22 protein-coding genes are annotated in these 23,840 nt (G+C 65.7%); 16 read left to right on the plus strand and 6 right to left on the minus strand.

The features are described from left to right. Positions 1-12: 12 nt before the first annotated feature. On the plus strand, positions 13-834 hold the full coding sequence (locus tag CVV68_RS15890) for a sulfite exporter TauE/SafE family protein (protein WP_110501973.1): 822 nt from the start codon (positions 13-15) through the stop codon (positions 832-834). Between the two features lie 4 nt (positions 835-838). On the opposite strand, the gene CVV68_RS15895 is transcribed toward CVV68_RS15890, so the two are convergent. From CVV68_RS15895 to CVV68_RS15905, 3 genes are all read right to left on the minus strand, one after another. Then, entirely contained in the window at positions 839-1,831 is a 993-nt protein-coding gene (locus CVV68_RS15895; RefSeq protein WP_110501974.1) for an aminoglycoside phosphotransferase family protein, read from the minus strand. Between the two features lie 15 nt (positions 1,832-1,846). Then, the gene (locus tag CVV68_RS15900) at positions 1,847-2,578 is read right to left on the minus strand and encodes a VIT1/CCC1 transporter family protein (protein WP_110501975.1); all 732 of its coding nucleotides are present in this window, start codon (positions 2,576-2,578) and stop codon (positions 1,847-1,849) included. 105 nt (positions 2,579-2,683) lie between these two features. Next, positions 2,684-4,681, minus strand: a complete 1,998-nt coding sequence (locus CVV68_RS15905) for a DUF4439 domain-containing protein (RefSeq protein ID WP_170133199.1) — start codon at positions 4,679-4,681, stop codon at positions 2,684-2,686. A gap of 169 nt (positions 4,682-4,850) precedes the next feature. On the opposite strand from CVV68_RS15905, the gene rimP reads away from it, so the two are divergent. The 5 genes from rimP (at position 4,851) to rbfA (ending at position 10,676) form a co-directional block, all read left to right on the plus strand. Further along, positions 4,851-5,480: a ribosome maturation factor RimP gene (rimP, locus tag CVV68_RS15910; protein ID WP_110501977.1), complete on the plus strand. Its 630-nt coding sequence runs from the start codon at positions 4,851-4,853 to the stop codon at positions 5,478-5,480. A 2-nt stretch (positions 5,481-5,482) separates the two neighbouring features. Further along, positions 5,483-6,454: a transcription termination factor NusA gene (nusA, locus tag CVV68_RS15915; RefSeq protein WP_110501978.1), complete on the plus strand. Its 972-nt coding sequence runs from the start codon at positions 5,483-5,485 to the stop codon at positions 6,452-6,454. A gap of 136 nt (positions 6,455-6,590) precedes the next feature. Then, entirely contained in the window at positions 6,591-6,884 is a 294-nt protein-coding gene (locus CVV68_RS15920) for a YlxR family protein (protein WP_438502651.1), read from the plus strand. Between the two features lie 161 nt (positions 6,885-7,045). Beyond that, the gene (infB, locus tag CVV68_RS15925; protein WP_110501980.1) at positions 7,046-9,925 is read left to right on the plus strand and encodes a translation initiation factor IF-2; all 2,880 of its coding nucleotides are present in this window, start codon (positions 7,046-7,048) and stop codon (positions 9,923-9,925) included. A 313-nt stretch (positions 9,926-10,238) separates the two neighbouring features. After that, positions 10,239-10,676, plus strand: coding sequence for a 30S ribosome-binding factor RbfA (gene rbfA / locus CVV68_RS15930; RefSeq protein ID WP_110501981.1), 438 nt, complete (start codon positions 10,239-10,241; stop codon positions 10,674-10,676). A 222-nt stretch (positions 10,677-10,898) separates the two neighbouring features. Here rbfA and CVV68_RS15935 read toward each other — a convergent pair whose 3' ends face one another. Next, positions 10,899-12,014 (minus strand): ScyD/ScyE family protein, encoded by a 1,116-nt coding sequence (locus CVV68_RS15935; protein WP_170133200.1) that lies wholly within the window; start codon positions 12,012-12,014, stop codon positions 10,899-10,901. Positions 12,015-12,352: 338 nt separating this feature from the next. On the opposite strand from CVV68_RS15935, the gene truB reads away from it, so the two are divergent. The 9 genes from truB to CVV68_RS15980 all read left to right on the plus strand — a co-directional run bounded on the left by truB (position 12,353) and on the right by CVV68_RS15980 (position 21,591). After that, on the plus strand, positions 12,353-13,303 hold the full coding sequence (gene truB / locus CVV68_RS15940; protein WP_245933581.1) for a tRNA pseudouridine(55) synthase TruB: 951 nt from the start codon (positions 12,353-12,355) through the stop codon (positions 13,301-13,303). Then, a complete protein-coding gene (locus CVV68_RS15945) occupies positions 13,300-13,704 on the plus strand; it encodes a hypothetical protein (RefSeq protein WP_438502648.1) in 405 nt (134 codons plus the stop codon). Before truB ends, CVV68_RS15945 begins: the two co-directional genes overlap by 4 nt. Beyond that, positions 13,701-14,144, plus strand: a complete 444-nt coding sequence (locus tag CVV68_RS15950; RefSeq protein WP_110501983.1) for a hypothetical protein — start codon at positions 13,701-13,703, stop codon at positions 14,142-14,144. The genes CVV68_RS15945 and CVV68_RS15950 overlap by 4 nt, the downstream gene beginning before the upstream one ends. Then, entirely contained in the window at positions 14,141-15,391 is a 1,251-nt protein-coding gene (locus CVV68_RS15955; RefSeq protein ID WP_146238923.1) for a GNAT family N-acetyltransferase, read from the plus strand. Before CVV68_RS15950 ends, CVV68_RS15955 begins: the two co-directional genes overlap by 4 nt. Before the next feature lie 61 nt (positions 15,392-15,452). After that, positions 15,453-16,391, plus strand: coding sequence for a bifunctional riboflavin kinase/FAD synthetase (locus CVV68_RS15960; protein ID WP_110501985.1), 939 nt, complete (start codon positions 15,453-15,455; stop codon positions 16,389-16,391). Between the two features lie 166 nt (positions 16,392-16,557). Then, positions 16,558-16,827 carry a 30S ribosomal protein S15 gene (gene rpsO, locus CVV68_RS15965; RefSeq protein ID WP_110501986.1) on the plus strand — a complete coding sequence of 90 codons (270 nt, stop codon included), beginning with the start codon at positions 16,558-16,560 and terminating at the stop codon, positions 16,825-16,827. Between the two features lie 325 nt (positions 16,828-17,152). Continuing rightward, positions 17,153-19,390, plus strand: a complete 2,238-nt coding sequence (locus CVV68_RS15970; RefSeq protein ID WP_110501987.1) for a polyribonucleotide nucleotidyltransferase — start codon at positions 17,153-17,155, stop codon at positions 19,388-19,390. Between the two features lie 3 nt (positions 19,391-19,393). Beyond that, positions 19,394-20,752: a M16 family metallopeptidase gene (locus tag CVV68_RS15975; protein WP_110501988.1), complete on the plus strand. Its 1,359-nt coding sequence runs from the start codon at positions 19,394-19,396 to the stop codon at positions 20,750-20,752. Positions 20,753-20,832: 80 nt separating this feature from the next. Next, positions 20,833-21,591, plus strand: coding sequence for an MBL fold metallo-hydrolase (locus CVV68_RS15980; protein ID WP_245933582.1), 759 nt, complete (start codon positions 20,833-20,835; stop codon positions 21,589-21,591). Between the two features lie 94 nt (positions 21,592-21,685). Here CVV68_RS15980 and CVV68_RS15985 read toward each other — a convergent pair whose 3' ends face one another. Continuing rightward, entirely contained in the window at positions 21,686-21,973 is a 288-nt protein-coding gene (locus CVV68_RS15985; protein WP_110502009.1) for a hypothetical protein, read from the minus strand. A gap of 125 nt (positions 21,974-22,098) precedes the next feature. On the opposite strand from CVV68_RS15985, the gene CVV68_RS15990 reads away from it, so the two are divergent. Next, positions 22,099-23,211, plus strand: coding sequence for a helix-turn-helix transcriptional regulator (locus CVV68_RS15990; protein WP_110501990.1), 1,113 nt, complete (start codon positions 22,099-22,101; stop codon positions 23,209-23,211). A 286-nt stretch (positions 23,212-23,497) separates the two neighbouring features. On the opposite strand, the gene CVV68_RS15995 is transcribed toward CVV68_RS15990, so the two are convergent. Beyond that, positions 23,498-23,704 (minus strand): hypothetical protein, encoded by a 207-nt coding sequence (locus CVV68_RS15995; protein ID WP_110501991.1) that lies wholly within the window; start codon positions 23,702-23,704, stop codon positions 23,498-23,500. Positions 23,705-23,840 lie beyond the last annotated feature (136 nt).

The following is a 23,840-nucleotide window of genomic DNA, read 5'->3' on the forward strand; positions in this document are numbered from 1 at the left end:
CGAGAGGAACGCATGATTTCCGGCTTTGAGGACATCACCACCGCCACGATCCTCTTGATTCTGGTGGCAGGTTTTGCCGCGGGCTGGATTGACGCCGTCGTGGGTGGGGGAGGGCTGATCCAGCTGCCCGTGATGCTGATGATTCCGGGCATTACCCCCGTGCAGGCATTGGCCACCAACAAGATGGGCTCCATCTTCGGCACGGCCACGAGCTCGGTCACGTACTACCGGCGGGTGAGACCGGACCTGCGCACAGCGCTGCCGATGGCGGCCGTGGCACTGCTGGGCAGCGTGGGCGGGGCCGTGGTGGCGGCGAGCCTGCCCGGCTCCGTGTTCAAGCCAATCATCGTGGCGGCCCTCGTGGCCGTCCTGCTGTTCACCGCGTTCAAGCCCGGCATGGGCGAGCTGACGGCGCTGCGGCATTCGGGCCGGCGGCACTACGTCCTGGCCGGCTGCATTGGCGCCGTGATCGGCTTTTACGATGGCCTGATTGGTCCGGGCACCGGCTCCTTCCTGGTCATCGCGCTGGTCAGCCTCATGGGCTACGCATTCCTGGAAGCCAGCGCCAAGGCCAAAATCGTGAACCTGGCCACCAACGCCGGCGCCCTGATGTTCTTCCTGCCGCACGGCTCATTGCTGTGGGGGGTGGGCCTGGTGCTCGGCCTCGCGAACATGGCCGGCGGCTACCTCGGCGCCCGGACAGCCGTGAAACAAGGCAGCAAGTTCATTCGGATCGTGTTGCTGGCGGTCGTTGCCGTACTCATTGTGAAACTGGGCATTGACGTCTGGAACGAAAACGGTGTGGGTGCCTGGGCCGCCACGATGCTGGGCTAGGCGGCTAATCGAGCGTTTTCAGGTCGTGTGCGGCAGGCAGGCCCGGCAGGGACCTTCCCGCCATGGTGCCGGCAACCCACAGGGACCGCTGGGCGTCGCCGTCGTGGCCCGGCGTCTCCAGGTACGAAAGCGCGTTTTCCACTTCCCGGACCACGGCCCACGCAGCGGCGACCCCGCTGTCCAGCCCTGCTGCCGCGGCCAACTCTGAACAACGACGCCGGAGCCCGGCTTCGGCGTTCCGGCGCGGCAAGTCCTGCAGCCGGTTCCACAGGCACGGTGCCACGGCAAATTCCACGTCGCCAATCTGTGCCTGCGGGTCGATGCCCAGGTAGCCGGTGCCGTCCAGGGACGCCAGGATGTTCAGGTAATGCAGGTCCGTGTGGACCAGGACGTCATGGGCCTCGCGGCGGGAAACGGCCCCACGCGTTTGGCAAACCTCCAGCGCAGCCTCCAACAGCCACTGCGGAAAGGGCCCGTCGAGATCATTCCAGCGGGCGGGGAGTTCGTCGCAGTACCTTTCGGCGGTGGCGGCAACGTGGGGCATTTGGGTCCAGCCGGGCCGGCTGTCCGGCTCTATCGAAAGTTGCCGGACCAGACCGCCCCACACATCCACGGCCTCGTCCATGGGGACCTTGATTAGCGACTTCTGTGCGTCCAACCGTGCAATGACCATGGAACAGGTGGCGGTGTCCTGCTCCATGATCTGCACCATGCCGTGGCCGTTCCACAAAGACAGCGCAATCGGTTCCAGCACGGCTTCGTCAAAAGGAAAGGCGATTTTCAGGGCGGCAGCCGTCCCGTCTCCGCGTTTCACCGGCACCACGATCCCGGTGTGGCCGTTCCACGGTGGAGCCCCTGGAAGAAGGTCCACGGAGAGATTCCAGCGCCGCACGGCAAGGCTGATGAGGGCGGGAAGTTCGGCCAGCCACGCACGTCCCTCGGGGCTGCGGGCGTGGCGCCGGCGCAGGTCTTCGGGGATGTCAACGGTGGCGGGCATGCAGCCAGCCTATCGTCAGCCCACCAGTCCGCTGGCGCCGAGCAGGCGGCCGATCGCAAACGTGACGGCCAGGGCCAGGGCGCCGCCGAGAACCACCCGGGATGCGGCACGGATTTTGGAGCCGCCGCCTATTCTGGCGCCGATCCATCCGGTGATGGCCAGCGCGGCCAGGACCACAATAAACGTCACCGGGACGCGGGCGGTGGAGGGTGGGAGCAGGATGGCCAGCATGGGCAGGACGGCGCCCAGGGTGAAGGCAATGGCCGAGGCAAACGCCGCGTGCCAGGGGCTGACGACGTCGTCCTCGTCGAGGTTCAACTCGGCGGCCAGGTGGGCGCCCAGGGAGTCGTGTGCTGTCAATTCGTGGGCCACCAGCGCGGCCGTGTCGCGGGAGAGCCCCTTGTCTTCGTAGAGCGTGGCTAGCCCGGCCAGGTTCCGTTCGGGCCGCAGCGCCAGGTCCAGACGCTTTTCTTCGATCATGGACCTTTGGCTGTCTCTCTGGCTGCTGACGGAAACGTATTCGCCCAGGGCCATGGAGATGGCACCGCCCACCAGGGCAGCCATGCCGGCGGTGACGATTGGCCCGGTGGCCGCCGTCGCGCCGGCAACGCCGACCACCACGGCGGCCACGGAGACAATGCCGTCATTGGCCCCGAGTACGCCGGCCCGCAGCCAGTTCAAACGCTGGGCAATTTCCGCCGTGCGTGGCAGGCGCGGCCGGATACCCAATTCTTCTGCACGCTTCATGCTTTCAAGCAAAGCACCGCCGGGAACCGGCCGCCAGCAAGGTGAGGATGTCCTCGCTGAGGCGTGCCTATCCTGTGGCCGCGTCATGTCACGGGCGTAGTGGCCTCAGGGACTGGCCGGCACGGAAGTCGGGGCGGTGCCCGGGGCGGAAGCCGGCACGCCGGCGACGCCGGGAAGCGGCTCGACGCCTCCGCCCCATTCCTGAACATTCGCCACAGATCCCACCAGCCCGGCAACCGCGATTTCACGCAGGCTCAACACCCGGGCAACTGACGGTGTGGCCGCCGTGGCACTGGTCTCGGTGCGGGAGGACAAGCCGGCGGCGTCCTTTGCCGGCGCGCTGAGGGAAGCCACATCGCCATAAACAAGGACCAGCTGACGTTCCAATTTCGTCAAGGCAGCTGTCGGCGCCTCCGTAAACGCCGGATCGAGGACAAACCCGGGTACAAGGGAGACAACGCGCAGGCACCGGCGCGCCAGCTCGCTGTTGAGGAGATCCAGCCGGTCCTGGTGGTCGGTGGCCAGTTCCACGGCGCGGCTGAGTTCCGGCTCGGCCAGGCGCGATCCGGAGACCTGGTAGGCGTACACGGCCTCCTGCTCGGCCCGGGCCGCGGCGGCGAGTGCGGCGTCGGCGCTGACCCCGGGCGGTGGTTCCTTCGTTGACTTGCAGGCCGGAACGGTGTCCGTTACCGGTTCCACAGTGAGAAGGTAGGGCGACTGCGGGGAGGGCTTGCCAAGCAGCGCGTCCAGGGCGGAAGCCTGCAGCAGCCTATTTGCGCCCGCGGCGGCAAACAGCCTGCCCATGGCGCCTTCCGCAGTCAGGGACTGTGCCAGCAGGCTGTTGGCGCTGCTGGCAAGGGCCTCCGCGAATCCGACAGTGGTGACACGGGCTGCGGTCGAGGCCGGTGCCGTGCTGACTGCCGTCTGGCGTCCTGCCAGCGCCGCCAGCTGCAGCCCCAGGTCTTTGGAACTCTGTTGCAGGAGTGACTTGGCGGCCGTGCCCGGCTCGGCATCGCGCACGTTCTGCGCCTGCGCCAGCAGGGCCGCTGTCTGCACCCAGGACTGTTCCCGGTTGATTTCGGTGGCCGATGGACCGCCCGCCGCGTCCTGCCCGGCGATCACCGTCCCCAGGCCCAGCACCATGGCAGCAATGAGGGCGAGGAACAACAACGCGCGCACCCACGCCCACCCGGTTGTCCGGCCCTTGGCCGCCGGTGCTGAGGTGACCGTTGCCTGACCGGAAGTTGCGTCCGCGGCCGGTTCCGGAAGTTCATCCGTCATTGCAACACCAGAAACGGCGGGGGCGGGGGTGCCATCTTCGGCCAGCCGTCTTGCGCGGCGGGTCAGTGGGGCTGGTCCAGAATTCGTTTCCGTTGCCGGCCCTGCGTCGGCATCATCCGTACTGGTTTCGGCCTCTGCCTCGATGGTGCCTCCCGCGGTGCCCCCTGCATTGTCGGCAGCGTCAGTGGCCACCTCGTCTGCTGCCGAACCGGGAGCCGCTTCACTATCCAGTGTGCCAGGGTGTCCGGCGTTACCAACAGCGCCGCCAGGGTGTTTGGTGTTGGTCTCCGCGTCGGCTGCGCAATCTGTGGTGCCGTCCGCCACGCCGGCCGTGGACCTGGCTGTGTCGTCTGGCCCGGACGCGGGCCCGGGGGTCTCGTCGGAAGTTTCCCCGCCGTCCCTGTCGGCCGCCGGCACCGGGGAGGATTTAACCTCCGCCGCGTCGGAACTGTCCCAGCCGTCCCTGTCGGCCGCCGAAGCTGGGGCTTCTTCCCCATCGGTCGTGTCGGGCAGGCCAGCCAGAGGGGCGGGTGGGGACTGCCCCGGGAGGTGAGTTTCGGCGTCGTCTGTGGCCGGCAGGTCTGCATCTGCGGACTGCTTGCCGGCAACCGGGGGACCGACAACCAGGCCGTCAGCCCCGATCACCAGGAGTCCTTGCGTGGCGGACGCTTGCACGGGCGCACCGACGGGGGAGGAGGCGCGGCGGGGTCCCGTCCGCAATGGCCGGGCCGCAGGTTTCAGGGACAATGCGGCGGCGTCACCGGGCAGGGAACCGCCGGAAGGGTCCGTGGCGGACTCGGCTGCGGATGCGGAATTAGTCACAACTGTTGATGATCTCATGATGTCCTCGCCCAATGCACGCCAAGGGCTTCCATTTCACGGCGGAAAGGTCCATTATGCGTTCTTACTCACAGCAAAAACGTTCAGCGGCACACTGTGAAACTCGGTAGTGTAGATATCCACAACATCATTTAAGGGAGGCGGTCGTTCCATGGCCAAGCCGGATAGGCCCAAAGCGGCCCGAAGCTCGGGGAACTTTCACTCGGTCGTCGACCCCATCGCCGAAGCACACAGGCTCAACGCGCTGTTGTCACCGACCGTGGCGGCAGCCGGACTTTTCCTGGAAGATATCAAGGTCCAAATGGCAGGCGCGCACCGGACTGTCTCCGTGGTGGTTGACCTTCCTGAAACCGAAACCGGCGGTGTTGGCCTGGACGCCATTGCCAGGGTCTCCAAGGCGCTTTCCGAAACCATGGACACGGACCCCAACGACGACGGCCAACCCTATGACCTGGAAATTTCCTCTCCCGGTGCGACCCGGCCGTTGACGGAACCGCGCCACTGGCGCCGCGCCCTGGGGCGCATGGTCAAGGTCAACGCCGTCGACCGGGAAAACCTCATGGGGCGCATTCTGGCCGTAGACGACGACGGCGTGCAGCTGTTGCCGGAACTGCCCGTTAAAAAGGGTATGAAGCCCAAGCAGGGGGAGCCCGAAAAGGTGTTGTTTTCTTCCATCCGCCGCGGCGTGGTGGAAATAGAGTTTGCTCGCCTGGACGAGGCCGAGCTTGATTTGGAATTTGAACCGACCGGCGGCGACGCGGTCGATGGAGAGGAAAGCTGACCATGGACATCGATATGAGCGCGCTGCGAATACTGGAGCGCGAACGCGAAATCCCCTTGGATCTGCTGATCCCCACCATTGAGCAGGCCCTGCTCATGGCCTACCACAAGTCACCGGGCGCCATCGAGGACTCCCGCGCCGAACTGGACCGCAAGAGCGGCCACGTCACCATCTGGGCCGCCGAGCTGGACGAGGATGGCGAACGGATCGGCGAATTTGACGACACGCCTGCCGGCTTTGGCCGCATCGCCGCCAGCACCGCCCGCCAGATCATTTTGCAGCGCCTGCGTGATGTCGAGGACGACAATGTGCTGGGCGAGTTCCGCGGCAAGGAAGGCGAGCTGGTCGCCGGCCAGATCCAGCAGGGCAACAACCCGAACATGATTCAGGTCAATCTTGGAAGTGTCGAGGGCGTGCTGCCGCCCAACGAACAGGTTCCCGGTGAAAGCTACCGCCACGGAAACCGTCTGCGTGCCTTCGTGGTCGACGTGCACCGTGGACTTAAAGGCCCCTCCATTACGCTGTCCCGCTCCCACCCCGGGCTGGTCCGCAAGCTCTTCGAAATGGAAGTTCCGGAAATTGCGGACAACACCGTGGAGATTGTGGCCCTGGCCCGCGAAGCCGGCCACCGCACCAAGATGGCCGTCAAGGCCAACAAGGGCGGGGTCAACGCTAAGGGTGCGTGCATTGGTGAAATGGGTTCGCGCGTGCGTGCGGTCATGACTGAACTGAACGATGAAAAGATTGACATCGTCGACTTCAGTGAGGATCCGGCCACATTCATCGCCAATTCACTGTCCCCATCCAAGGTGATTTCCGTCACCATCGTGGACGAGGACGCGCGCTCGGCCCGCGTGGTGGTTCCCGATTATCAGCTGTCGCTGGCCATCGGCAAGGAGGGGCAGAACGCCCGCCTGGCCGCCAAGCTCACCGGTTGGCGCATTGACATCAGTTCCGACGCCGCCGCTGAATAGGTAGCGGACCTCCAGCGCGCTAGAATAGGAATGACCGGGCTCAAGGGCAGTCTGTGACCAAAATTTCTAAGGCATCGCACAGTTGGTAAAGAACGCCGTAAAAGCAGGAGGCACTGCCTCCGACTTTACCGGGGCCGTGCGGACCTGTATTGGTTGCAGGCAAACCGCCGCCCGGCAACAATTAGTACGACTGGTAAGGTCAACCAGCGGATCCGGTGAACCGGAAGCGCTGGTTGATTTACGACGTCGTATGCCTGGCCGGGGAGCGTGGCTGCACCCCAGTCCGGACTGTTTGCAGTTGGCAATCAAACGCCGTGCCATTGGGCGGGCCCTTCCGGGCATCACCAATGCGGGCGATCTTGAAACGCAGCTTGCAAATGTGTCACGAGACGGCATCCAATCAATACGAACCGATATTGTCCCTTTGTGAAAGCGGGTCAGAAAACCGATGGAAACCCGATGAGTACCCAGCGATGAGTGCCCAAAAATGAGCATCTTCATGCTCACTCACGCCGCCCATTCCGACATGGAATGTTGCAGTAAGAATTAAGCGGTTCGTACCTGTCCGGTGCGGGCCGAGACAGGAGAAATGTGGCCAAGGCCCGCGTACACGAGCTTGCAAAAGAGCTCGGCATCACCTCAAAAGAAGCAGTAAGCAAATTGCAGGAGTTGGGCGAATTCGTTCGCTCAGCATCCTCCACCATTGAGGCCCCCGTCGTGAGGAAACTTCGCGACGCATTCCCCGTTGCCCCCAAGGCAGCGGAATCCAAGCCAGCCCCCGTGGCGGCACCGGCCGGCGCAAAGCCGGCGGCAGCTCCTGCCGCCGCCGCACCGGCAGCTCCCGCAGCCCCGGCGGCTCCCGCAGCCCCGGCACCCCAGTCTGCGGCGCCTGCCGCAACTGCTGCCGCGGCACCCGCGGCGGTACCCGGCCCGAAAGCGGCCGCACCGTCGAAGCCCGCCCCGGCAGCACCTGCTGCCGCGGCGCCCGCCGCAGCTGCTGCACCCGCAGCCGGAGGCGCGGGCCCCCGGCCCGGCAACAACCCCTTCGCCTCCGCCCAGGGCATGCCGCGTTCCGGCCGCCCCGAGCGTGGCGAGAACCGTGATGGCAACCGCGCCGCGCATCCGGCAGGAACCGGCGGCGGTGCCGGCGGTCCACGTCCGGGCAACAACCCGTTTGCCACCTCGCAGGGCATGCCCCGTCCGGGTGCCCCGCGCAGCGCTGAGGCAGGCACCGGCGGCCCCCGTCCGGGAGCCCCCCGTCCCGCAGGTGCGCCCCGTCCGGGCGCTCCGCGTCCCGCTGGTGCAGCCGGCGCCGGCGGCCCCCGTCCGGGTGCTCCGCGCCCCGGCGGCGCCCGTCCCACCCCCGGCATGATGCCCAACCGCACCGAGCGTCCCGCTGCCCCCGGCCGCGGAAACGACCGTCCCGGCGGAGCAGGCCGTGGACGTCCGGGCGCACCCGGGGCCACCCCGGGCGGCGCACCGGGCGGCGCTCCGGCCGGAGGTGGCTTCGGCAAGGGCGGCCGCGGTCGCGGCGGCACCCAGGGTGCCTTCGGCAAGGGCGGTGCAGGCCGTGGCAAGCAGCGCAAGTCGAAGCGTGCCAAGCGCCAGGAGCTGGAGCAGATGAGTGCTCCTTCACTTGGTGGCGTGAGCGTTCCCCGCGGCGACGGCAAGACCGTCATCCGCCTGCGCCGCGGTGCTTCCATCTCCGACTTTGCCGACAAGATCGAGGCAAACCCGGCAGCGCTGGTGACAGTACTGTTCCACCTCGGTGAAATGGCCACTGCCACACAGTCCCTGGACGAAGACACCTTCGCCTTGTTGGGCACCGAGCTGGGCTACAAGGTCCAGGTCGTTTCCCCCGAGGACGAGGAACGCGAGCTGCTGAGCAGCTTCGACATCGACTTCGATGCCGAGCTTGAAGCCGAAGGTGACGAAGACCTTGAGGTCCGTCCCCCGGTTGTCACTGTCATGGGCCACGTGGACCACGGTAAGACACGCCTGTTGGATGCCATCCGCAAGTCCGATGTTGTCGCTGACGAGCACGGTGGCATCACCCAGCACATCGGTGCCTACCAGATCGTGCACGAGCACGAAGGCGCCGAGCGCAAGATCACCTTCATTGACACCCCCGGCCACGAGGCGTTCACCGCCATGCGTGCCCGTGGTGCCAAGGTCACCGACATCGCCGTCCTGGTGGTTGCCGCTGATGATGGTGTCATGCCGCAGACCATTGAGGCGCTCAACCACGCCCAGGCTGCCAACGTGCCGATTGTCGTTGCCGTGAACAAGATCGACAAGGAAGGCTCCAACCCGGAGAAGATCCGGGGCCAGCTGACCGAGTACGGATTGGTTCCGGAAGAGTACGGTGGCGACACCATGTTCGTGGACGTTTCCGCCCGCAACAACGTCAACATCGAGGAACTCCTTGAGGCTGTGTTGCTGACGGCCGACGCCGCTCTGGACATGCGCGCCAACCCAAACAAGGACGCCCGCGGCATCGCCATTGAAGCGAACCTGGATAAGGGCCGCGGTTCCGTGGCCACCGTCCTGGTGCAGTCCGGTACCCTGCACGTCGGTGACATCATTGTTGCCGGCACCGCGCATGGCCGTGTCCGGGCCATGTTCGACGAGAACGGTGACGTCATCTCCGAGGCCGGACCGTCGCGTCCGGTTCAGGTCCTGGGTCTGTCCAACGTTCCCCGTGCCGGTGACACGTTCTTTGTCACGGGTGACGAGCGTACGGCCCGCCAGATCGCTGAAAAGCGTGAAGCAGCCGACCGCAACGCCGCCCTGGCCAAGCGCCGCAAGCGCGTCAGCCTGGAAGACTTCGACCAAGCCATCATCGAAGGCAAGGTTGCCAACCTCAACCTCATCCTCAAGGGTGACGTGTCCGGTGCCGTCGAGGCATTGGAAGACTCGTTGCTCAAGATCGATGTTGGCGACAGCGTGCAGCTGCGCGTCATCCACCGCGGTGTGGGTGCCATCACGCAGAACGACGTCAACCTGGCAACGGTGGACAACGCCATCATCATCGGCTTCAACGTCAAGCCGGCCGAGCGCGTTGCCGAACTGGCCGACCGCGAGGGCGTTGACATGCGCTTCTACTCGGTCATCTATGGCGCCATCGATGACATTGAGCTTGCACTCAAGGGCATGCTCAAGCCTGAGTACGAGGAAGTTGAACTCGGTACCGCGGAAATCCGCGAAGTATTCCGTTCCTCCAAGTTCGGCAACATCGCCGGTTCCATCGTTCGCTCCGGAACCATCCGCCGCAACTCCAAGGCACGTGTGCTCCGTGGCGGCAAGATCATCGGTGAGAACCTCACCGTTGACTCGCTCAAGCGCTTTAAGGATGACGCAACCGAAGTCCGCACGGACTTTGAGTGTGGAATTGGTTTGGGTTCGTTCAACGACCTGCAGGCCGAGGACATCATCCAGACGTTCGAGATGCGCGAGAAGCCGCGCGCGTAAGATCGGCTCAACCGTGTGGGGCCCCCGTCTGCCATGCCGATGGGGGCCCCGCCCGCTTTGTGTCACACACGGCTGTGTTTTACGACAAAGTCGCAGCGTCGCTGCATGCGGCCGATAGGTTGAAGCCGAGGGTCCCGATCCGAGCTTGCAAGGATTGGAAGGCCCCAACCGTACTCCCGGGCCCCCATCGGCTTCGCTGCCGGGGGGCGGCGTAGACTCGCCTTCAGTGCGTGGCAAGTCCCCGGATCGTCGACCGCAAAGGGCGGCGCAACTGACGCCGTCGACTGTCCCTTTTATTCTTTAGGAGTTATTCATGGCTGACTCAGCCCGCGCTGCCAAACTGGCCCAGCGCATCAAAGTTGTGGTGGCCGAGGGCCTCCGCAGGCGTGTCAAGGACCCGCGAGTCGAAGGCATCACCGTCACCGACGCCCGCGTCACGAACGATCTGCAACACGCCACCATTTACTACACGATCCTTGGCGACGAGACGGTCCAGTCCGATGCCAAGACGGGGCTCGAACGTGCCAAGGGCGTGCTCCGCGCCGAGGTCGGGCGGAACATCACCGTGCGCCTGACTCCCACACTGGAGTTTGTTGCGGACGAAATTCCCGTTAACGCCTCCAACCTCGAAGCCCTCCTCCGGGTGGCCAAGGAACGCGACGCCAAGCTTGCCGAGCTTTCCGCCAACGCGGAGTTCGCCGGCGACGCGGACCCTTACAAGAAGGACGAAGAGGACGCCGAGCAGGCGTAGTTCTTCCCCTCTCTCGCAGCACGACTCTCTCGTAGCACGACGGCGGCCGGCCACCTTTCGCAGGGTGGCCGGCCCGTTCGCTGCCTCCCAAGCCTCGCAAGTCCCCAGGCTCTCCCCGTTGCCAGCTCGCTGAGCGAGCCGACAACGGGGTCCCTCGAGCCTGTGGCCCCTCGGTTCGGGGCCCTCGGCAGCTCTCTTACCGAGGTTTCGTGAGTACCAACTTCACCTAATCCCCATCGTGACCAGCTTGCCTCCGTTTACTTCGTCCAGGGCGTTGGTGACCGCTGCCAGCGTATGGCCGCTGACGGCAACGTCGGCGGCCATCATGGCGGGCAGCACGGTGGTGGCCCTGCCGTTCTTGATGATGCTGACCCCGGCGCCCATCAACTGGGCGACGTAGACGTGGTTGTTGCGGTCCACGGCGATCCCGGTGGGCGCTGCCAGCCCCTGTGCCACCAGCTGTGTCCTGCCGCTGTGCAGGTTGACCCGGTATGCCTTGCCGACGCCCAGATCTTCGCCTGGAGCGCCGGGCAGCACGGTGTAGTACAGCCATTGACCGTTGAGGGTGATGTCGGTGGGAACTGCCTGGGCGTAGTACTTCAGGCCCAGCATGCAGTCAGGGACCATCATGCCCATGGCGGCGGCCGCAGCAACCACCGACGCATCGATGGTGATGGGCTCGGCCGGCACTGCCTTGACCAGCTTGACCTTGCCTCTGGCGGACACAAACAGGATGCTGTTTGAGCCGGCATCGCCCACGTACACGCCGCCGTTGGCAGGTGCGGACGAATAGGGATGGGAAAACAGTTCGCCCGTGGACTGCAGATACGGCGCCTGTGCCAAACAGGCAGGCGCGGCGTTACGCACCCCATAGACGGTCTTTCCGTCGGGGTTGTGGGCCGCTTCAAACACACTCAGGTCCGCGATCTGGCGGGTATGGCCGCGGTGGTCGATGCTCATGAGCCGGGCGGGGAGCAGTTCGGCCCCCGGTTCAGGACCGGCGCCCTGGTCGTTGTTGAAATAGTACGTTGTGCCGTTGGAGTAGGAGACGCCGGCAATTTCCTGGCCGGGGGCACTGACCACAGTGGTCTTTACCCCCTTGGCGGAAATGCTGGTGAGCTGCCCCGCAAACGCTTCTGCGACCAGATAGCTTCCCCGCGGGCCAAAGGCGACCTTCAACGGGCTGATCAGCTGCGATGCCACCTGCGTCACGGGGGACGGATGGTGGTGGCCGTTCTGGCCGCCGGGGTGGCTGCCCGGGTGTGCCACGGCAGGTCCGGCTGCCATGGCCATTGCAAAGACACATGCGGCAGCTGTGGCCGCAATTCTCAACCTCATAATATTTCCTTGTGGGAGGGCCCGGTGATGACGGGCTGATCGACGCTGGGGGATCCAGCCGCCCCAGGTGGTGGCCATGCGGCAACGGATCAGACACCTCAGCCATTGGCGGCCGGGTGAACTGGATATTGCCCCAGCACCAAATGTCCACAACACGCCGTCCGGGGAGAGCCGGACGCGTGGCCCCAGCGTATGTGATGTGCATCACAACGTCAAGCACCTTTTTGCTCCGTGAATGGGAAGCGCATGCGGACCGGTTCCCCGCGGGTGGCGGCCACGGCGCCATGTTCAGGGAAAACGGCAGTGCGGGGCCATCCCGGCCCGATATACTTCAAAGCGTGCTTTCTGGACTGGTAATCGTTGACAAACCGCAGGGATGGACCAGCCATGATGTGGTTGGTCGGATGCGAAGGCTTGCGGGGACCCGGAAAGTGGGCCATGCGGGCACGCTGGACCCCATGGCTACGGGGGTTTTGGTCGTTGGCGTGAACAAGGCCACCCGCCTGCTCACTTATATAGTCGGGACCTCAAAAACATATGAGGCCACCATCCGGCTGGGCGCCGCCACGGTAACCGACGACGCAGAGGGTGAGGTTACCCACACCACCACGACGGCGGACGTCACCGAAGCGGCCATCCGCACCGGCATTGCCGCGCTCACCGGACCCATCAGCCAGGTGCCCAGCAGCGTCAGCGCCATCAAGGTCAACGGCGAACGTGCCTACGCCCGGGTACGTTCCGGCGAGGACGTCACGCTGGCCGCCCGTCCCGTGACCATCCACTCCTTCGAGTTCCACGGCATCCGCCGCGGCCGACACGAATCAGGCCTTGAGTACATTGACGTGGACGCCACCGTCGAGTGTTCCTCCGGGACCTACATCCGTGCACTGGCCCGCGACCTCGGTGCCGGCCTCGACGTGGGCGGGCACCTGACCGCCCTGCGACGCACCCGGGTTGGCCCGTATTCGATCGGGCAGGCACGCACGCTTGAACAACTCGGCGAGGACCTGCAAATCCTTGACATCGCCGTCGCCGCCCGTGCCCTCATGCCCGTACGTGAACTCAGCGCCGGGGAAGCCGTGGAACTGTCCTTTGGCCGCCGGATCCCGGCCAGCGCGGAAGGCACCCACACCACGGAGAACCCTGCCGCCGCCTTCGCCCCGGACGGCACGCTGACAGCCCTGCTGGCCGACGCCGGCAAGTACGCGAAGCCGGTACTGGTCTTCCCCCCGGATCCCGCCCCGAACAATGTGAGCGCAACACCGACAGCCAAGGAGTCCGGACAGTGACCGTGGACGGCTGGTTTTATGCGGGACTGGTGGTGGGCCTGGCGTCAACCATCATTTGCGTCGTCGCGGCGGTGACGAAGAAAAAACCCAACGACATCACCTTGCTGTCGCTGGCCGGCGTCGAACTTTTCGTCATTGTGTACGCCGTGGCCTCCCTGGTCCGCCTGACCAGCGGCGAACACCTGACGGGCGCCGGCTGGGAGTTCTGGGGCTACATGTTCACGGCGGCAGCCCTGCCCGTGGCCGGCTTCTACTGGGCCATGATGGAACGGACGTTTTGGTCCAACTACGTGATGGGCGCCGTCGGAGTGACGGTGGTGGTCATGCTGGCCCGCATGGCACAGATTTGGTACGGCGTCGGCACGGCCGCTGCGCACTTACAACCTGGAATTGGACAATGAAGAACTCCCTGAGCAACAGCAACGACGACGCGGCTGCACCCGCAGCGGGACGGACCACCGGCGCCGGCCGCCTTTTGATCACCGTGTACGGCATTTTCGCCATCTCGGCCACCGCCCGCGCCGGCTTCCAGATCGCCACGGCCTTTAATGACGCCCCCGTGGCGTACCTGCTTTCGGCGTTTGCCGCTGTCGTCTACATCGTCGCCACCATTTCGCTGGCACGGCCCGGGCACAAGTGGGCCGTGGCGGCCACCGTCGCCATCTGCATTGAACTTGCCGGCGTGTTGGTGGTGGGCCTGCTGAGCGTCCTTGACGCCGCTGCGTTCCCCCACTCCACCGTCTGGAGCATGTTTGGCCAAGGCTACGGCTACGTGCCGCTTATCCTGCCGCTGGTTGGGCTGTGGTGGCTGTACCGCCACCGCGCGGCAGCCGACAAGTGAGCGCCTCCGTCGTGCAACGTTCGACGCCGGCCCCCGCCTTGGCCGACGGGCCCACCTCCCTGCGGCGCTTCACAACGGCTGACGCCGCCGACTTTGCCGCCATTCATCACGATCCCCTCAACGTGAAGTGGGCCAGCGCGGACGCCGGGATGACGGCGGAACGCGCCGCTGAGCTGATCGAAGGCTCCGTTGCCGAGGGCTGGGACAACGGTTCGCTGCTGCGTTTTGCCATTGTTGAACGGCTCGACGGCGGGGAACGCGTCATTGGCACGCTCAGCCTCCAAAACGTCCACCGCACACCCCGCGGCGGGGCCGGCTCCGTCGGCATCAAGCTGCTGGCTGCGGGGCGGGGACGGGGGAACGCCGGCCGTGCGGTGGGCCTGGCCTGCGGCTACGCCTTTGGCACCCTGGGCCTGGCGGTGCTGCACTGGAGCACCACCGTGGGCAACGCCCCCAGCCGGGCGCTGGCGGAGCGCTGCGGCTTCACGCTCGCCGCCGAGATCCCCGGCTTTGGCCACAAGGACGGGGACGTGGCGGATGGCTGGCTGCTGGTGCAAAGTGCTGCGGCGTGGCGCGGACGCATGGCCGGCAGCGCCACGGACAAGCCTGCCATCGCCAGTGCGGCACCGGCGGGCGGCGCACGCGGCGAACCGGAACTGGACATCGCGGCCGTGGTGCCGCAGCTCAGCGACGGGAACGTGGTGCTGCGGGCGCTCCGGGAGCACGACGCCGACCAGCTGGTCATCAACTGTTCCAGTCTGGAAGCCATCCGCTGGACCACGGTGCCGCTGGGCTACACGCGCGAACACGCCAACCACTTCATCAACACCATCACCCCGGACGGCTGGCGGACCGGCGATACCCTGACATTTGCCGTGGCGGACCCCGCAACGGACACGCTGCTGGGGACGGTGGACCTGCAGTGCAAGCACCCGGGCGCCGCCGCCGTCGGCATTAACTTCGGCGAACACGCGCGCGGCACCGGCGCGGCGGAAAAGGCCGTGCGGCTGCTGGCCGACTACGCGTTCAATCAGCTGAACCTGAGCTATCTGCACTGGTCGGCGATGGTGCCCAACTGGGGCAGCCGCAAGCTGGCGTGGAAACTGGGTTTCGCTTTCGAGGGCCAGGTCCGCGGTGCGTTCAACGACCGGGGGACGCCGGCGGACCGCTGGATCCTGACGCTGGCCGCCACCGATCCGCGTGCGCCCCAGGCACCGTGGGACGGACCGGGCGCCCCAAGGCGGTAACCTTGAAAACGTCTGACCGGTGGCAGCTTGCCAGGCACGGAAAAAGCTAGAGGATACGCAAGTGCACATTTGGAACTCACTGGAGCAGGTCCCGCAAGGGTTCGGCCCCTGCGTGGTCGCGCTGGGAAACTTCGACGGGCTGCACCTCGGGCACCAGCAGGTGCTGGGCCAGGTTAAGGCCGAGGCCGTGCGCCGCGGCGCGCTGGCCGTTGCCCTGACCTTTAACCCGCACCCGGCACTGGTCCACCGCCCGGACTCCGCACCGGCCCAGATCATGGGGCTGGCGGATAAGCTGGCCGCGATGGAGAAGCTGGGCATGGACGGCGTGCTGGTGGTCCCCTACACGCTGGAATTCGCCCAGCAGACCCCGGAAGAGTTTGTCCGCAACGTCTTTGTGAACACCCTTGGCACCTGCGCCGTGGTGGTGGGCCACGATGTCCGGTTCGGAAAGGGCAACGCCGGGGACCTGGGCACCATGGTGGCGCTGGGCACCCAACTGGGGTTCGACGTCGTGCCCGTCGATGACGAAGGACATGACCGGCGCTGGTCCTCCACCTGGGTGCGGGAGGCACTGGCCAAGGGCGACGTCGCCACCGCCGCCCAGGTCCTGGGCCGCTGGCACAGCATGAGCGGGGAAGTGGTGCACGGTGCAGCACGCGGCCGGGCACTGGGATTCCCGACAGCGAACCTCTCGCCGGACGCCTGTGGCACCGTCCCGGCGGACGGCGTGTACGCCGGCTGGCTGACCGACGAGCACGGCCACCGCTGGCAGGCGGCGATCTCCGTCGGCTCCAACCCCACCTTTGTCGGCGTCAACCGGCAGGTGGAGGCGTTTGTCATCGGCCGTCCGGAGGAGCCCGTCGAGGCGTTCGACCTGTACGGCCAGCACGTGGTGGTGGAGTTTATGCGGCGGCTTCGCGGCATGGTCGCCTACACCGGCCCGGAAGCGCTCATTGAGCAGATGCACCAGGACGTGGATGCGAGCCTGGAAATTCTGTAGGCGCCCCGGTGTGCCCAAGCCCACCCGCTTCGACTTAACGCCTTCATCTGCCGTAAACTAGGGGACTGAGTCCGGCTGCAGTCCGTGGTGGCTGGATTCCGCCGTGTTCGGGGGTTCCCTTGAATGCGGCGACACCACGTTCACGGCACATCAATAGGAGTTACTTGTGGCACTTGAAGCCGCTGTAAAGCAGGAAATCATGCAGGCATTCGCAACCAGCGAAGGTGACACTGGTTCGCCTGAGGTTCAGATCGCGATGCTCTCACGCCGCATCTTGGATTTGACCGAACACTTGAAGATGCACAAGCACGACCACCACACGCGCCGCGGCCTCATGGGCCTGGTCGGACGTCGTCGCCGCCTGCTTGGCTACCTGAAGGACACTGACATCGCGCGCTACCGTACGCTCATCGAGCGCCTCGGCCTGCGCCGCTAGCATGTGAGATGAGGCGGCCTCCCCCGTGCTGCGGGGGAGGCCGCCTTCACAGTAGTGACGCACGACAGTATTGACGCGAGCCGGCACGCATCCGCGCACCGGCGAAGCAGCTTGAGCCACGGAACACAACCGTCCGCCACACATTCGCGGTCCTCGGTAGTGGTCTCCGGGAACGGCCCCGCGGGGCGCCCGTGGACCTCGATCGAAGACCGGGTGTTGTACAGGTCCCCACAGCATGATTCGGTGGGAGTGCCTGGGCCGGCGGTGGAGTGTTTCTGCGGTGCAGGCGTTTAGAACACCTACAAGGAAATGGAGGTGACTCTCTATGGAGGGTCCCGAGATTCAGTACGCAGAGGCCGTCATTGACAACGGCCGTTACGGCAAGCGCGTCATCCGCTTCGAGACCGGCCGCCTTGCCCAGCAGGCCGCCGGCGCTGCCATGGTCTACATTGACGAAGACACCGCACTGCTGTCCGCCACCACGGCCGGCAAGCACCCCCGCGAGGGCTTTGACTTCTTCCCGCTGACCGTCGACGTGGAAGAGCGCATGTACGCCGCCGGCCGCATCCCCGGCAGCTTCTTCCGCCGCGAAGGCCGCCCGTCCACGGAAGCCATCCTGGCCTGCCGCCTGATGGACCGCCCGTTGCGCCCCGCCTTCAAGAAGGGCCTGCGCAACGAAGTCCAGATTGTGGTCACCGTTCTGGCCATCAACCCCGACGTGCTCTACGACGTGGTTGCCATCAACGCCTCCTCGATGTCCACCCAGCTGTCCGGCCTGCCGTTCTCCGGCCCCATCGGCGGCGTCCGCGTTGCCCTGGTCGACGACGGAAATGGCGCCCAGTGGGTTGCCTTCCCGAAGCACTCCGAGCTGGAAAACGCCGTGTTCAACATGGTGGTTGCCGGCAAGGTGACCGGCGACGATGTAGCCATCATGATGGTGGAAGCCGAAGCCACCGACAACTCCTGGAAGCTCATCAAGGAACAGGGCCACCAGGCCCCCACCGAAGAAGTTGTGGCCGAGGGCCTGGAGGCTGCCAAGCCCTTCATCAAGGCACTGTGCGACGCCCAGGCGGACCTGGCCGCCCGCGCCGCCAAGCCCACTGTTGAGTTCCCGGTATTCCTGGACTACGAGGAAGACGCTTTCGCTGCCGTCAACTCCGCTGCCGGCACCAAGCTGGCAGCAGTGTTCACCATCGCCGACAAGCAGGAGCGCGACACTGCTTCCGATGCCTTGAAGGACGAGACAGTTGCTGCCCTGGCTGCCGGCTTTGAAGGCCGCGAGAAGGAACTGTCCGCAGCGTTCCGCGCCGTCACCAAGCAGGTCATCCGCCAGCGCATCCTCACCGAGCAGGTCCGCATCGACGGCCGCGGCCTGACGGACATCCGCCAGCTCACCGCCGAGGTTGAAGTTCTGCCCCGCGTGCACGGCTCCGCCATCTTCGAACGCGGCGAGACCCAGATCCTGGGTGTCACCACGTTGAACATGTTGAAGATGGAACAGCAGATTGACTCGCTGAGCCCGGTAACGCGCAAGCGCTACATGCACAACTACAACTTCCCGCCGTACTCCACCGGTGAAACCGGCCGCGTGGGCTCGCCCAAGCGCCGCGAAATCGGCCACGGTGCACTTGCCGAGCGCGCCATCATGCCGGTTCTGCCCTCGCGTGAGGAATTCCCGTACGCCATCCGCCAGGTCTCCGAGGCGCTGAGCTCCAACGGCTCGACCTCCATGGGCTCTGTCTGTGCATCGACCCTGTCGCTGCTCAACGCCGGCGTCCCGTTGAAGGCACCTGTTGCCGGCATTGCCATGGGACTGGTCTCCGATCAGGTTGACGGTCAGACCCGCTACGCTGCCCTGACCGACATCCTTGGCGCCGAAGATGCCTTCGGCGACATGGACTTCAAGGTTGCCGGCACCTCCGAGTTCGTCACGGCCATCCAGCTGGACACCAAGCTCGACGGCATCCCGGCCTCCGTGTTGGCCGCAGCGCTGAAGCAGGCCCGCGAGGCCCGCCTGCACATCCTGAGCGTCCTGAACGCAGCCATCGACGTGCCGGACGAGCTCTCCGAGTTCGCGCCCCGCGTCATCGCGGTCAAGATCCCCGTTGACAAGATCGGCGAGGTCATTGGGCCGAAGGGCAAGATGATCAACCAGATCCAGGAAGACACCGGCGCCGACATCTCCATTGAAGATGACGGCACGGTCTACATCGGTGCAACGAACGGCCCCTCCGCGGATGCCGCCCGTTCAGCGATCAACGCCATCGCCAATCCGCAGATTCCGGAAATTGGCGAGCGTTACCTGGGTACCGTTGTCAAGACCACCACGTTTGGCGCGTTCATTTCGCTCACGCCCGGCAAGGACGGCCTGCTGCACATCTCCGAACTGCGCAAGCTTTCCGGTGGCAAGCGCGTTGACAACGTTGATGATGTTGTGTCCGTCGGGCAGAAGATCCAGGTGGAAATCACCAAGATCGACGACCGCGGCAAGCTGTCACTTTCCCCGGTGGTTGCCGAGGAAGAGAACGCTGAAGAAGCAGTTGCCGAAGGCGCTGCTGAGTAATTCATGGCAATTACCCTTTTGCCGCTGACCTCCGCTGCCGACGGACTGGCAGACGCAGACTCCACGCTCATCTCGGGCACGGCGGGCGGCGCCGCAGTGCGCCGTTCCGTCCTGCCCGGGGGAGTGCGTGTCCTGACCGAGTCCATGCCGGGGCAGCGAAGCGCGACAATTGGTTTTTGGGTCGGTGTTGGCTCCCGGGATGAAACCGAGGGCCAACACGGCTCGACCCACTTCCTTGAACACATGCTGTTCAAGGGAACCCTGCGCCGGACCGCACTGGAAATCGCGTCCGCCTTTGACGAGGTGGGCGGGGAGTCCAACGCGGCCACGGCCAAGGAAAGCACCTGCTACTACGCACGCGTGCTGGACACCGACCTGCCCATGGCCATCGACGTCATCGCCGACATGGTCACCTCCGCAGTGCTGGATCCGGCCGAGCTGGAGCAGGAACGCGATGTCATCCTGGAAGAAATCGCCATGGACAGCGACGACCCCACCGACGTCGCCCACGAAAAGTTTGTGGCCGCCGTGTTGGGCAGCCACGCACTGGGCCGCCCCATCGGCGGCACCCCTGACGCCATCAAGGCCGTTCCACGCGCGTCCGTCTGGAATCACTACCAAAAGCACTACCGTCCCGAAACCCTGGTGATCACCGCCGCCGGCGGCTTGGACCACGACGCCGTCTGTGACCACGTGCTGTCCGCCCTGCGCACCGCGGGCTGGTCCCTGGACGACGGCGTTGCCCCGGCCCCGCGCCGCAATTCCGTCCCCGTATCCATCACTGGCACGGCCGGGCTGCACGTGGTCAACCGCAAGGTGGAGCAGGCCAACATCATTCTTGGCTGCCCGTCGCTGACCGCCACCGACTCCCGCCGCTACGTGATGAGCGTGCTGAACTCCGTCCTGGGCGGCGGCATGTCCTCGCGCCTGTTCCAGGAGATCCGTGAGAAGCGGGGCCTGGTGTATTCAACGTATTCCTTTGCCTCCTCCTACGCCGATGCCGGCTACTTTGGCATGTATGCGGGCTGCTCCCCGCAGAAGGTGGGCCAGGTCATCGGCCTGCTGACCGCCGAGCTGGAGAAGCTGGCGCAAGATGGTATCACCGAGGCCGAACTGGCCAAGGCGCTGGGCCAGATGTCAGGCGGAATTGTGCTGGCGCTTGAGGACACCGGCTCGCGGATGTCGCGCCTGGGTCGGGCCGAACTGGTTTCCGGCGAATTCCTCGACATTGACGAGACCCTGGACCGCATCCACGCAGTCACAGTGGAGCAGGTTCGGGAACTGGCCCGCGATCTGGCCGCCGCGCCGCGTACCATTACGGTCGTGGGGCCCTTCGACGAATCCGAGACCTTCGGCCTGTAACGGGTGGAAGCCGCATGGGCCCACGGCCGCGAGGGACCCGCTGCGGGCTTGCGAGCAGCGAGAGCCGGGAGGCGACCAGTTTGAACAACACGGCCCTGCCGCTGGAATGCGCCGACGACGTGTTTTTCGTGGAGGGACCGGCGTCCAACTGGATCATTCTCCGCGACGGCAAGGAATTTACCGTCATCGATTCGGGGTATCCCGGCGATGGCGTCGACTTTGTGGAGTCGATCCGGCAGCTGGGCCTGGAGCCCCGGAACATGGCGGCTCTGCTTGTCACCCACGGCCACGTGGACCACACGGGTTCCGCGCGGATGCTGTCGGAAGAATTCAACATTCCGGTCCTGAGCGGCGCGGCCGAACAAGGTCAAATGATCGGCCGGGACAAGAACCAGGTGTCCACGCAGCAAGTCCTGCTGCGGGCCTGGCAGCCCCGGGTTTTCCGATGGATGCGTCACATCATCGCGGCAGGAGGCTCGAAAGGCACCTGCGTGCCGGCCTCCGGCGTTTTCACCAACGAACTCCTTGCCGGCCTGCCGGGATTGCCGCAGGCCATTGACACAGCCGGCCACACACCGGGCCACACCGCCTTCCTGCTGGCGTCCGGCGCCCTGGCCTCGGGAGACGCGCTCGTGACCGGCCACCCGCTCTCCACCGTCACCGGGCCGCAGCGGCTGCATCCCATGTTTGACCATGACCGGGCCATGGCGGGCCGCGCCCTGGACCAGCTGCAGACATGCGCCGCCACATCCATTCTGCCCGGGCACGGAAAGGCCCTGCGCATGCCCATCGCCGACGCCGTGCAGCTCGCCCGGCGGTCGCCCGCGCCTACCCGGTGACCTGCCACATGCGCCATCCGACGGGGGCCTTTGGCCAGTGGACAAGGTGCCAACAACGTGTGCCTTGTCCTGGGCATGCCGGACGACGGCCCTCTTAGCCGCTGTAAAGCCGTTCCAGGATGCGCGTCTGCGGCCCTCCCGCCAGCGCCGGTGAGGCATCCGGCGTCGACCAGACCTGTGTCCGAAGCCGGACCAGGAATGCCTCCGCTTCATCGGAGGTGGCAAAGTCCAGGTCCAGCACCACATAGTGCTCGTCGCCGATCGGGCGAAACGACCGCTCGGCCACGACCCCGGAGGCCGCCCGCCCCAATGGATCGGCGTTGTACGCGTCCCTCCACATTGCAAAATCCTTGATGCCGTGTTCGATCTGCAGGGTAAACATTGCCCGTTCCTTTCCGGTGGTACCAACAACTTCACCGTAGGTCTCCGTGCCGTGCCGCGACATCCCATAAATCTGGGATTTTGGAAGCCTCAATGCAGGCCACGAAATGCGCGCATACTTGACCCATGGCCAGTAATTGGGCAGTGAGTCGCAGCCAGGACCGGGTGAAGGCGCTGGCCCGGGAGCATCTGGACAGCCACGCCTACCGTGCGGCCGTCCGGCAGGAGCTGCGCGCCCTTGCCGGACATGACGGCTGGGTGTGGCTGCTGGCGGATCCGTGCACGACTGTCGGAATTGCGCCGATGGCCGAGACGCCGTGCCCGCGGGAACTGCCGCTGCTCATTGCACTGAAGTACCAGACGCAGGTCAACCGGTGGACGGAACTGGCCGCCGGCCCGTCGCCGGCAGTCTCCTTGAAATTCGCGACCGGCGGCGATCCGGCCCGCAGCGAATTGTGGGAGCGCCTGCTTTGCAGGTACGGAATTGTTGACGTCCTCTCGGTGGCGTTCGCCGACCGATGGGGTCTCTGGGGCTGGCTTGACCTGTGGCGCGGCCCTGGCAGCCACGACTTTTCCGTGGAAGAGGTGCGGTACATGGCGGCGATGGCGGCAGTGGTCACCGCCGGCCTGAGGGAGTGCTCCGCCCGCGAGTTTCAAGGCCCCGGCAACGAAGGGCCGGGCGGAAACGCCACAGGGCACCGGCAAGCCGTGCTGGTCCTGGCCGACGACCTGTCCATTGTCAGCCAGACGGAGTCCGCCGGGCCGTGGCTTGACCTGTTGCAGCGGGGGCCTGCGCCGCACCAAGGGATCCCGGCGGAGGTGCTCAACGTGGCGGCACAGCTGCTGGCCGTGGAGCGGGGCGTGGATGCGCATCCCGCCCGCTCGTGCCTGCATGTCGGCAACGGGGTGTGGGCGAGCTTGGTGGCCGCCAGGATGACGACGGCGGTGTCGGGCACCCCCGCGCCCATCGCCGTCACCATCCAGGACTGCCTCCCGGCGGAACGGATGGCGGTCTTCGAGCTCAGTTTTGCCCTCAGCCCGCGCGAAGGCCAACTGCTCGAGTTGTCTGCCTCCGGGCTTGACACCGCGTCACTGGCACGGGAGCTGGCCGTCAGCAGGTACACGGTGCAGGACCAATTCAAGTCGCTCTTCGGCAAGTGCAGCGTCCAGAGCCGGGGTGCCCTCGTGGCGATGGCACGCGGGCCCCTGGCGCCGGCCGGTTCCTGGGCAGAGGGCTAACCGCCGGCAAACGGAGCGAGCGGCGGGGGTGCGAGACCGCCTCTCCGTTGAGGATTTAGATGATGGCGTCATGATCTAGATTCTCAACGGGGTGGGTGGGGGTGAAAAAGTCCTTCGCCGGGGCCTGCTGGCGGATAGCCCGATTTGGTGCGGGCAGGCCACCCTCGTGTATGGCTGCTCCTGGCGCCGGAAAATAGTTGTCCACAGATTTGCCGGTTCGCGCCTTTTCCGTCTTCCGTGTCGGTGCCCTCACATAGAATTTAAGTAGCAAAGGATCAACTGATTATCAAACATAGATTCTAATAATGGTCCACTGGACGTGCAGGCGGGTGAGCGGCGTGGCGACACCGGAGTGGTTGGAACGGAGTTCCGGCAACAGTGTTGGCGCTGCCGTCCGTCCCTCCAGCCGGCCGCTTCCGGACCAGCCTGCCAGCAACGCGCTAACCATTTTGGGATCGGGTCCCACCGCGCCGGTGGCGCCGGGGCTGTCCATAATTTTCGAAGGCTTCGGGACCCCGGCGGAGTCGATTCCCCGGCGACAGTGTCGATAGAGGCCGGGGTTGGTGCGGCGTCAGTGTCTTCCGCCCCAGGGTGTGCCGTGCTGGCCGGCACGGCCGCTCTTCTGCTTG

This window comes from Arthrobacter livingstonensis (genome assembly GCF_003219815.1).
Lineage (GTDB): Bacteria > Actinomycetota > Actinomycetes > Actinomycetales > Micrococcaceae > Specibacter > Specibacter livingstonensis.

What these genes read in the sequence shown, in the direction of transcription:
- CVV68_RS15890 (WP_110501973.1), top strand. Translation starts at nt 13, where the DNA reads ATGATTTCCGGCTTTGAGGACATCACCACCGCCACGATCCTCTTGATT.
- CVV68_RS15895 (WP_110501974.1), bottom strand. Translation starts at nt 1,831, where the DNA reads ATGCCCGCCACCGTTGACATCCCCGAAGACCTGCGCCGGCGCCACGCC.
- CVV68_RS15900 (WP_110501975.1), bottom strand. Translation starts at nt 2,578, where the DNA reads ATGAAGCGTGCAGAAGAATTGGGTATCCGGCCGCGCCTGCCACGCACG.
- rimP (WP_110501977.1), top strand. Translation starts at nt 4,851, where the DNA reads ATGGCCAAGCCGGATAGGCCCAAAGCGGCCCGAAGCTCGGGGAACTTT.
- nusA (WP_110501978.1), top strand. Translation starts at nt 5,483, where the DNA reads ATGGACATCGATATGAGCGCGCTGCGAATACTGGAGCGCGAACGCGAA.
- rbfA (WP_110501981.1), top strand. Translation starts at nt 10,239, where the DNA reads ATGGCTGACTCAGCCCGCGCTGCCAAACTGGCCCAGCGCATCAAAGTT.
- CVV68_RS15935 (WP_170133200.1), bottom strand. Translation starts at nt 12,014, where the DNA reads ATGAGGTTGAGAATTGCGGCCACAGCTGCCGCATGTGTCTTTGCAATG.
- CVV68_RS15950 (WP_110501983.1), top strand. Translation starts at nt 13,701, where the DNA reads ATGAAGAACTCCCTGAGCAACAGCAACGACGACGCGGCTGCACCCGCA.
- CVV68_RS15970 (WP_110501987.1), top strand. Translation starts at nt 17,153, where the DNA reads ATGGAGGGTCCCGAGATTCAGTACGCAGAGGCCGTCATTGACAACGGC.
- CVV68_RS15975 (WP_110501988.1), top strand. Translation starts at nt 19,394, where the DNA reads ATGGCAATTACCCTTTTGCCGCTGACCTCCGCTGCCGACGGACTGGCA.
- CVV68_RS15985 (WP_110502009.1), bottom strand. Translation starts at nt 21,973, where the DNA reads ATGTTTACCCTGCAGATCGAACACGGCATCAAGGATTTTGCAATGTGG.
- CVV68_RS15990 (WP_110501990.1), top strand. Translation starts at nt 22,099, where the DNA reads ATGGCCAGTAATTGGGCAGTGAGTCGCAGCCAGGACCGGGTGAAGGCG.
- CVV68_RS15995 (WP_110501991.1), bottom strand. Translation starts at nt 23,704, where the DNA reads ATGGACAGCCCCGGCGCCACCGGCGCGGTGGGACCCGATCCCAAAATG.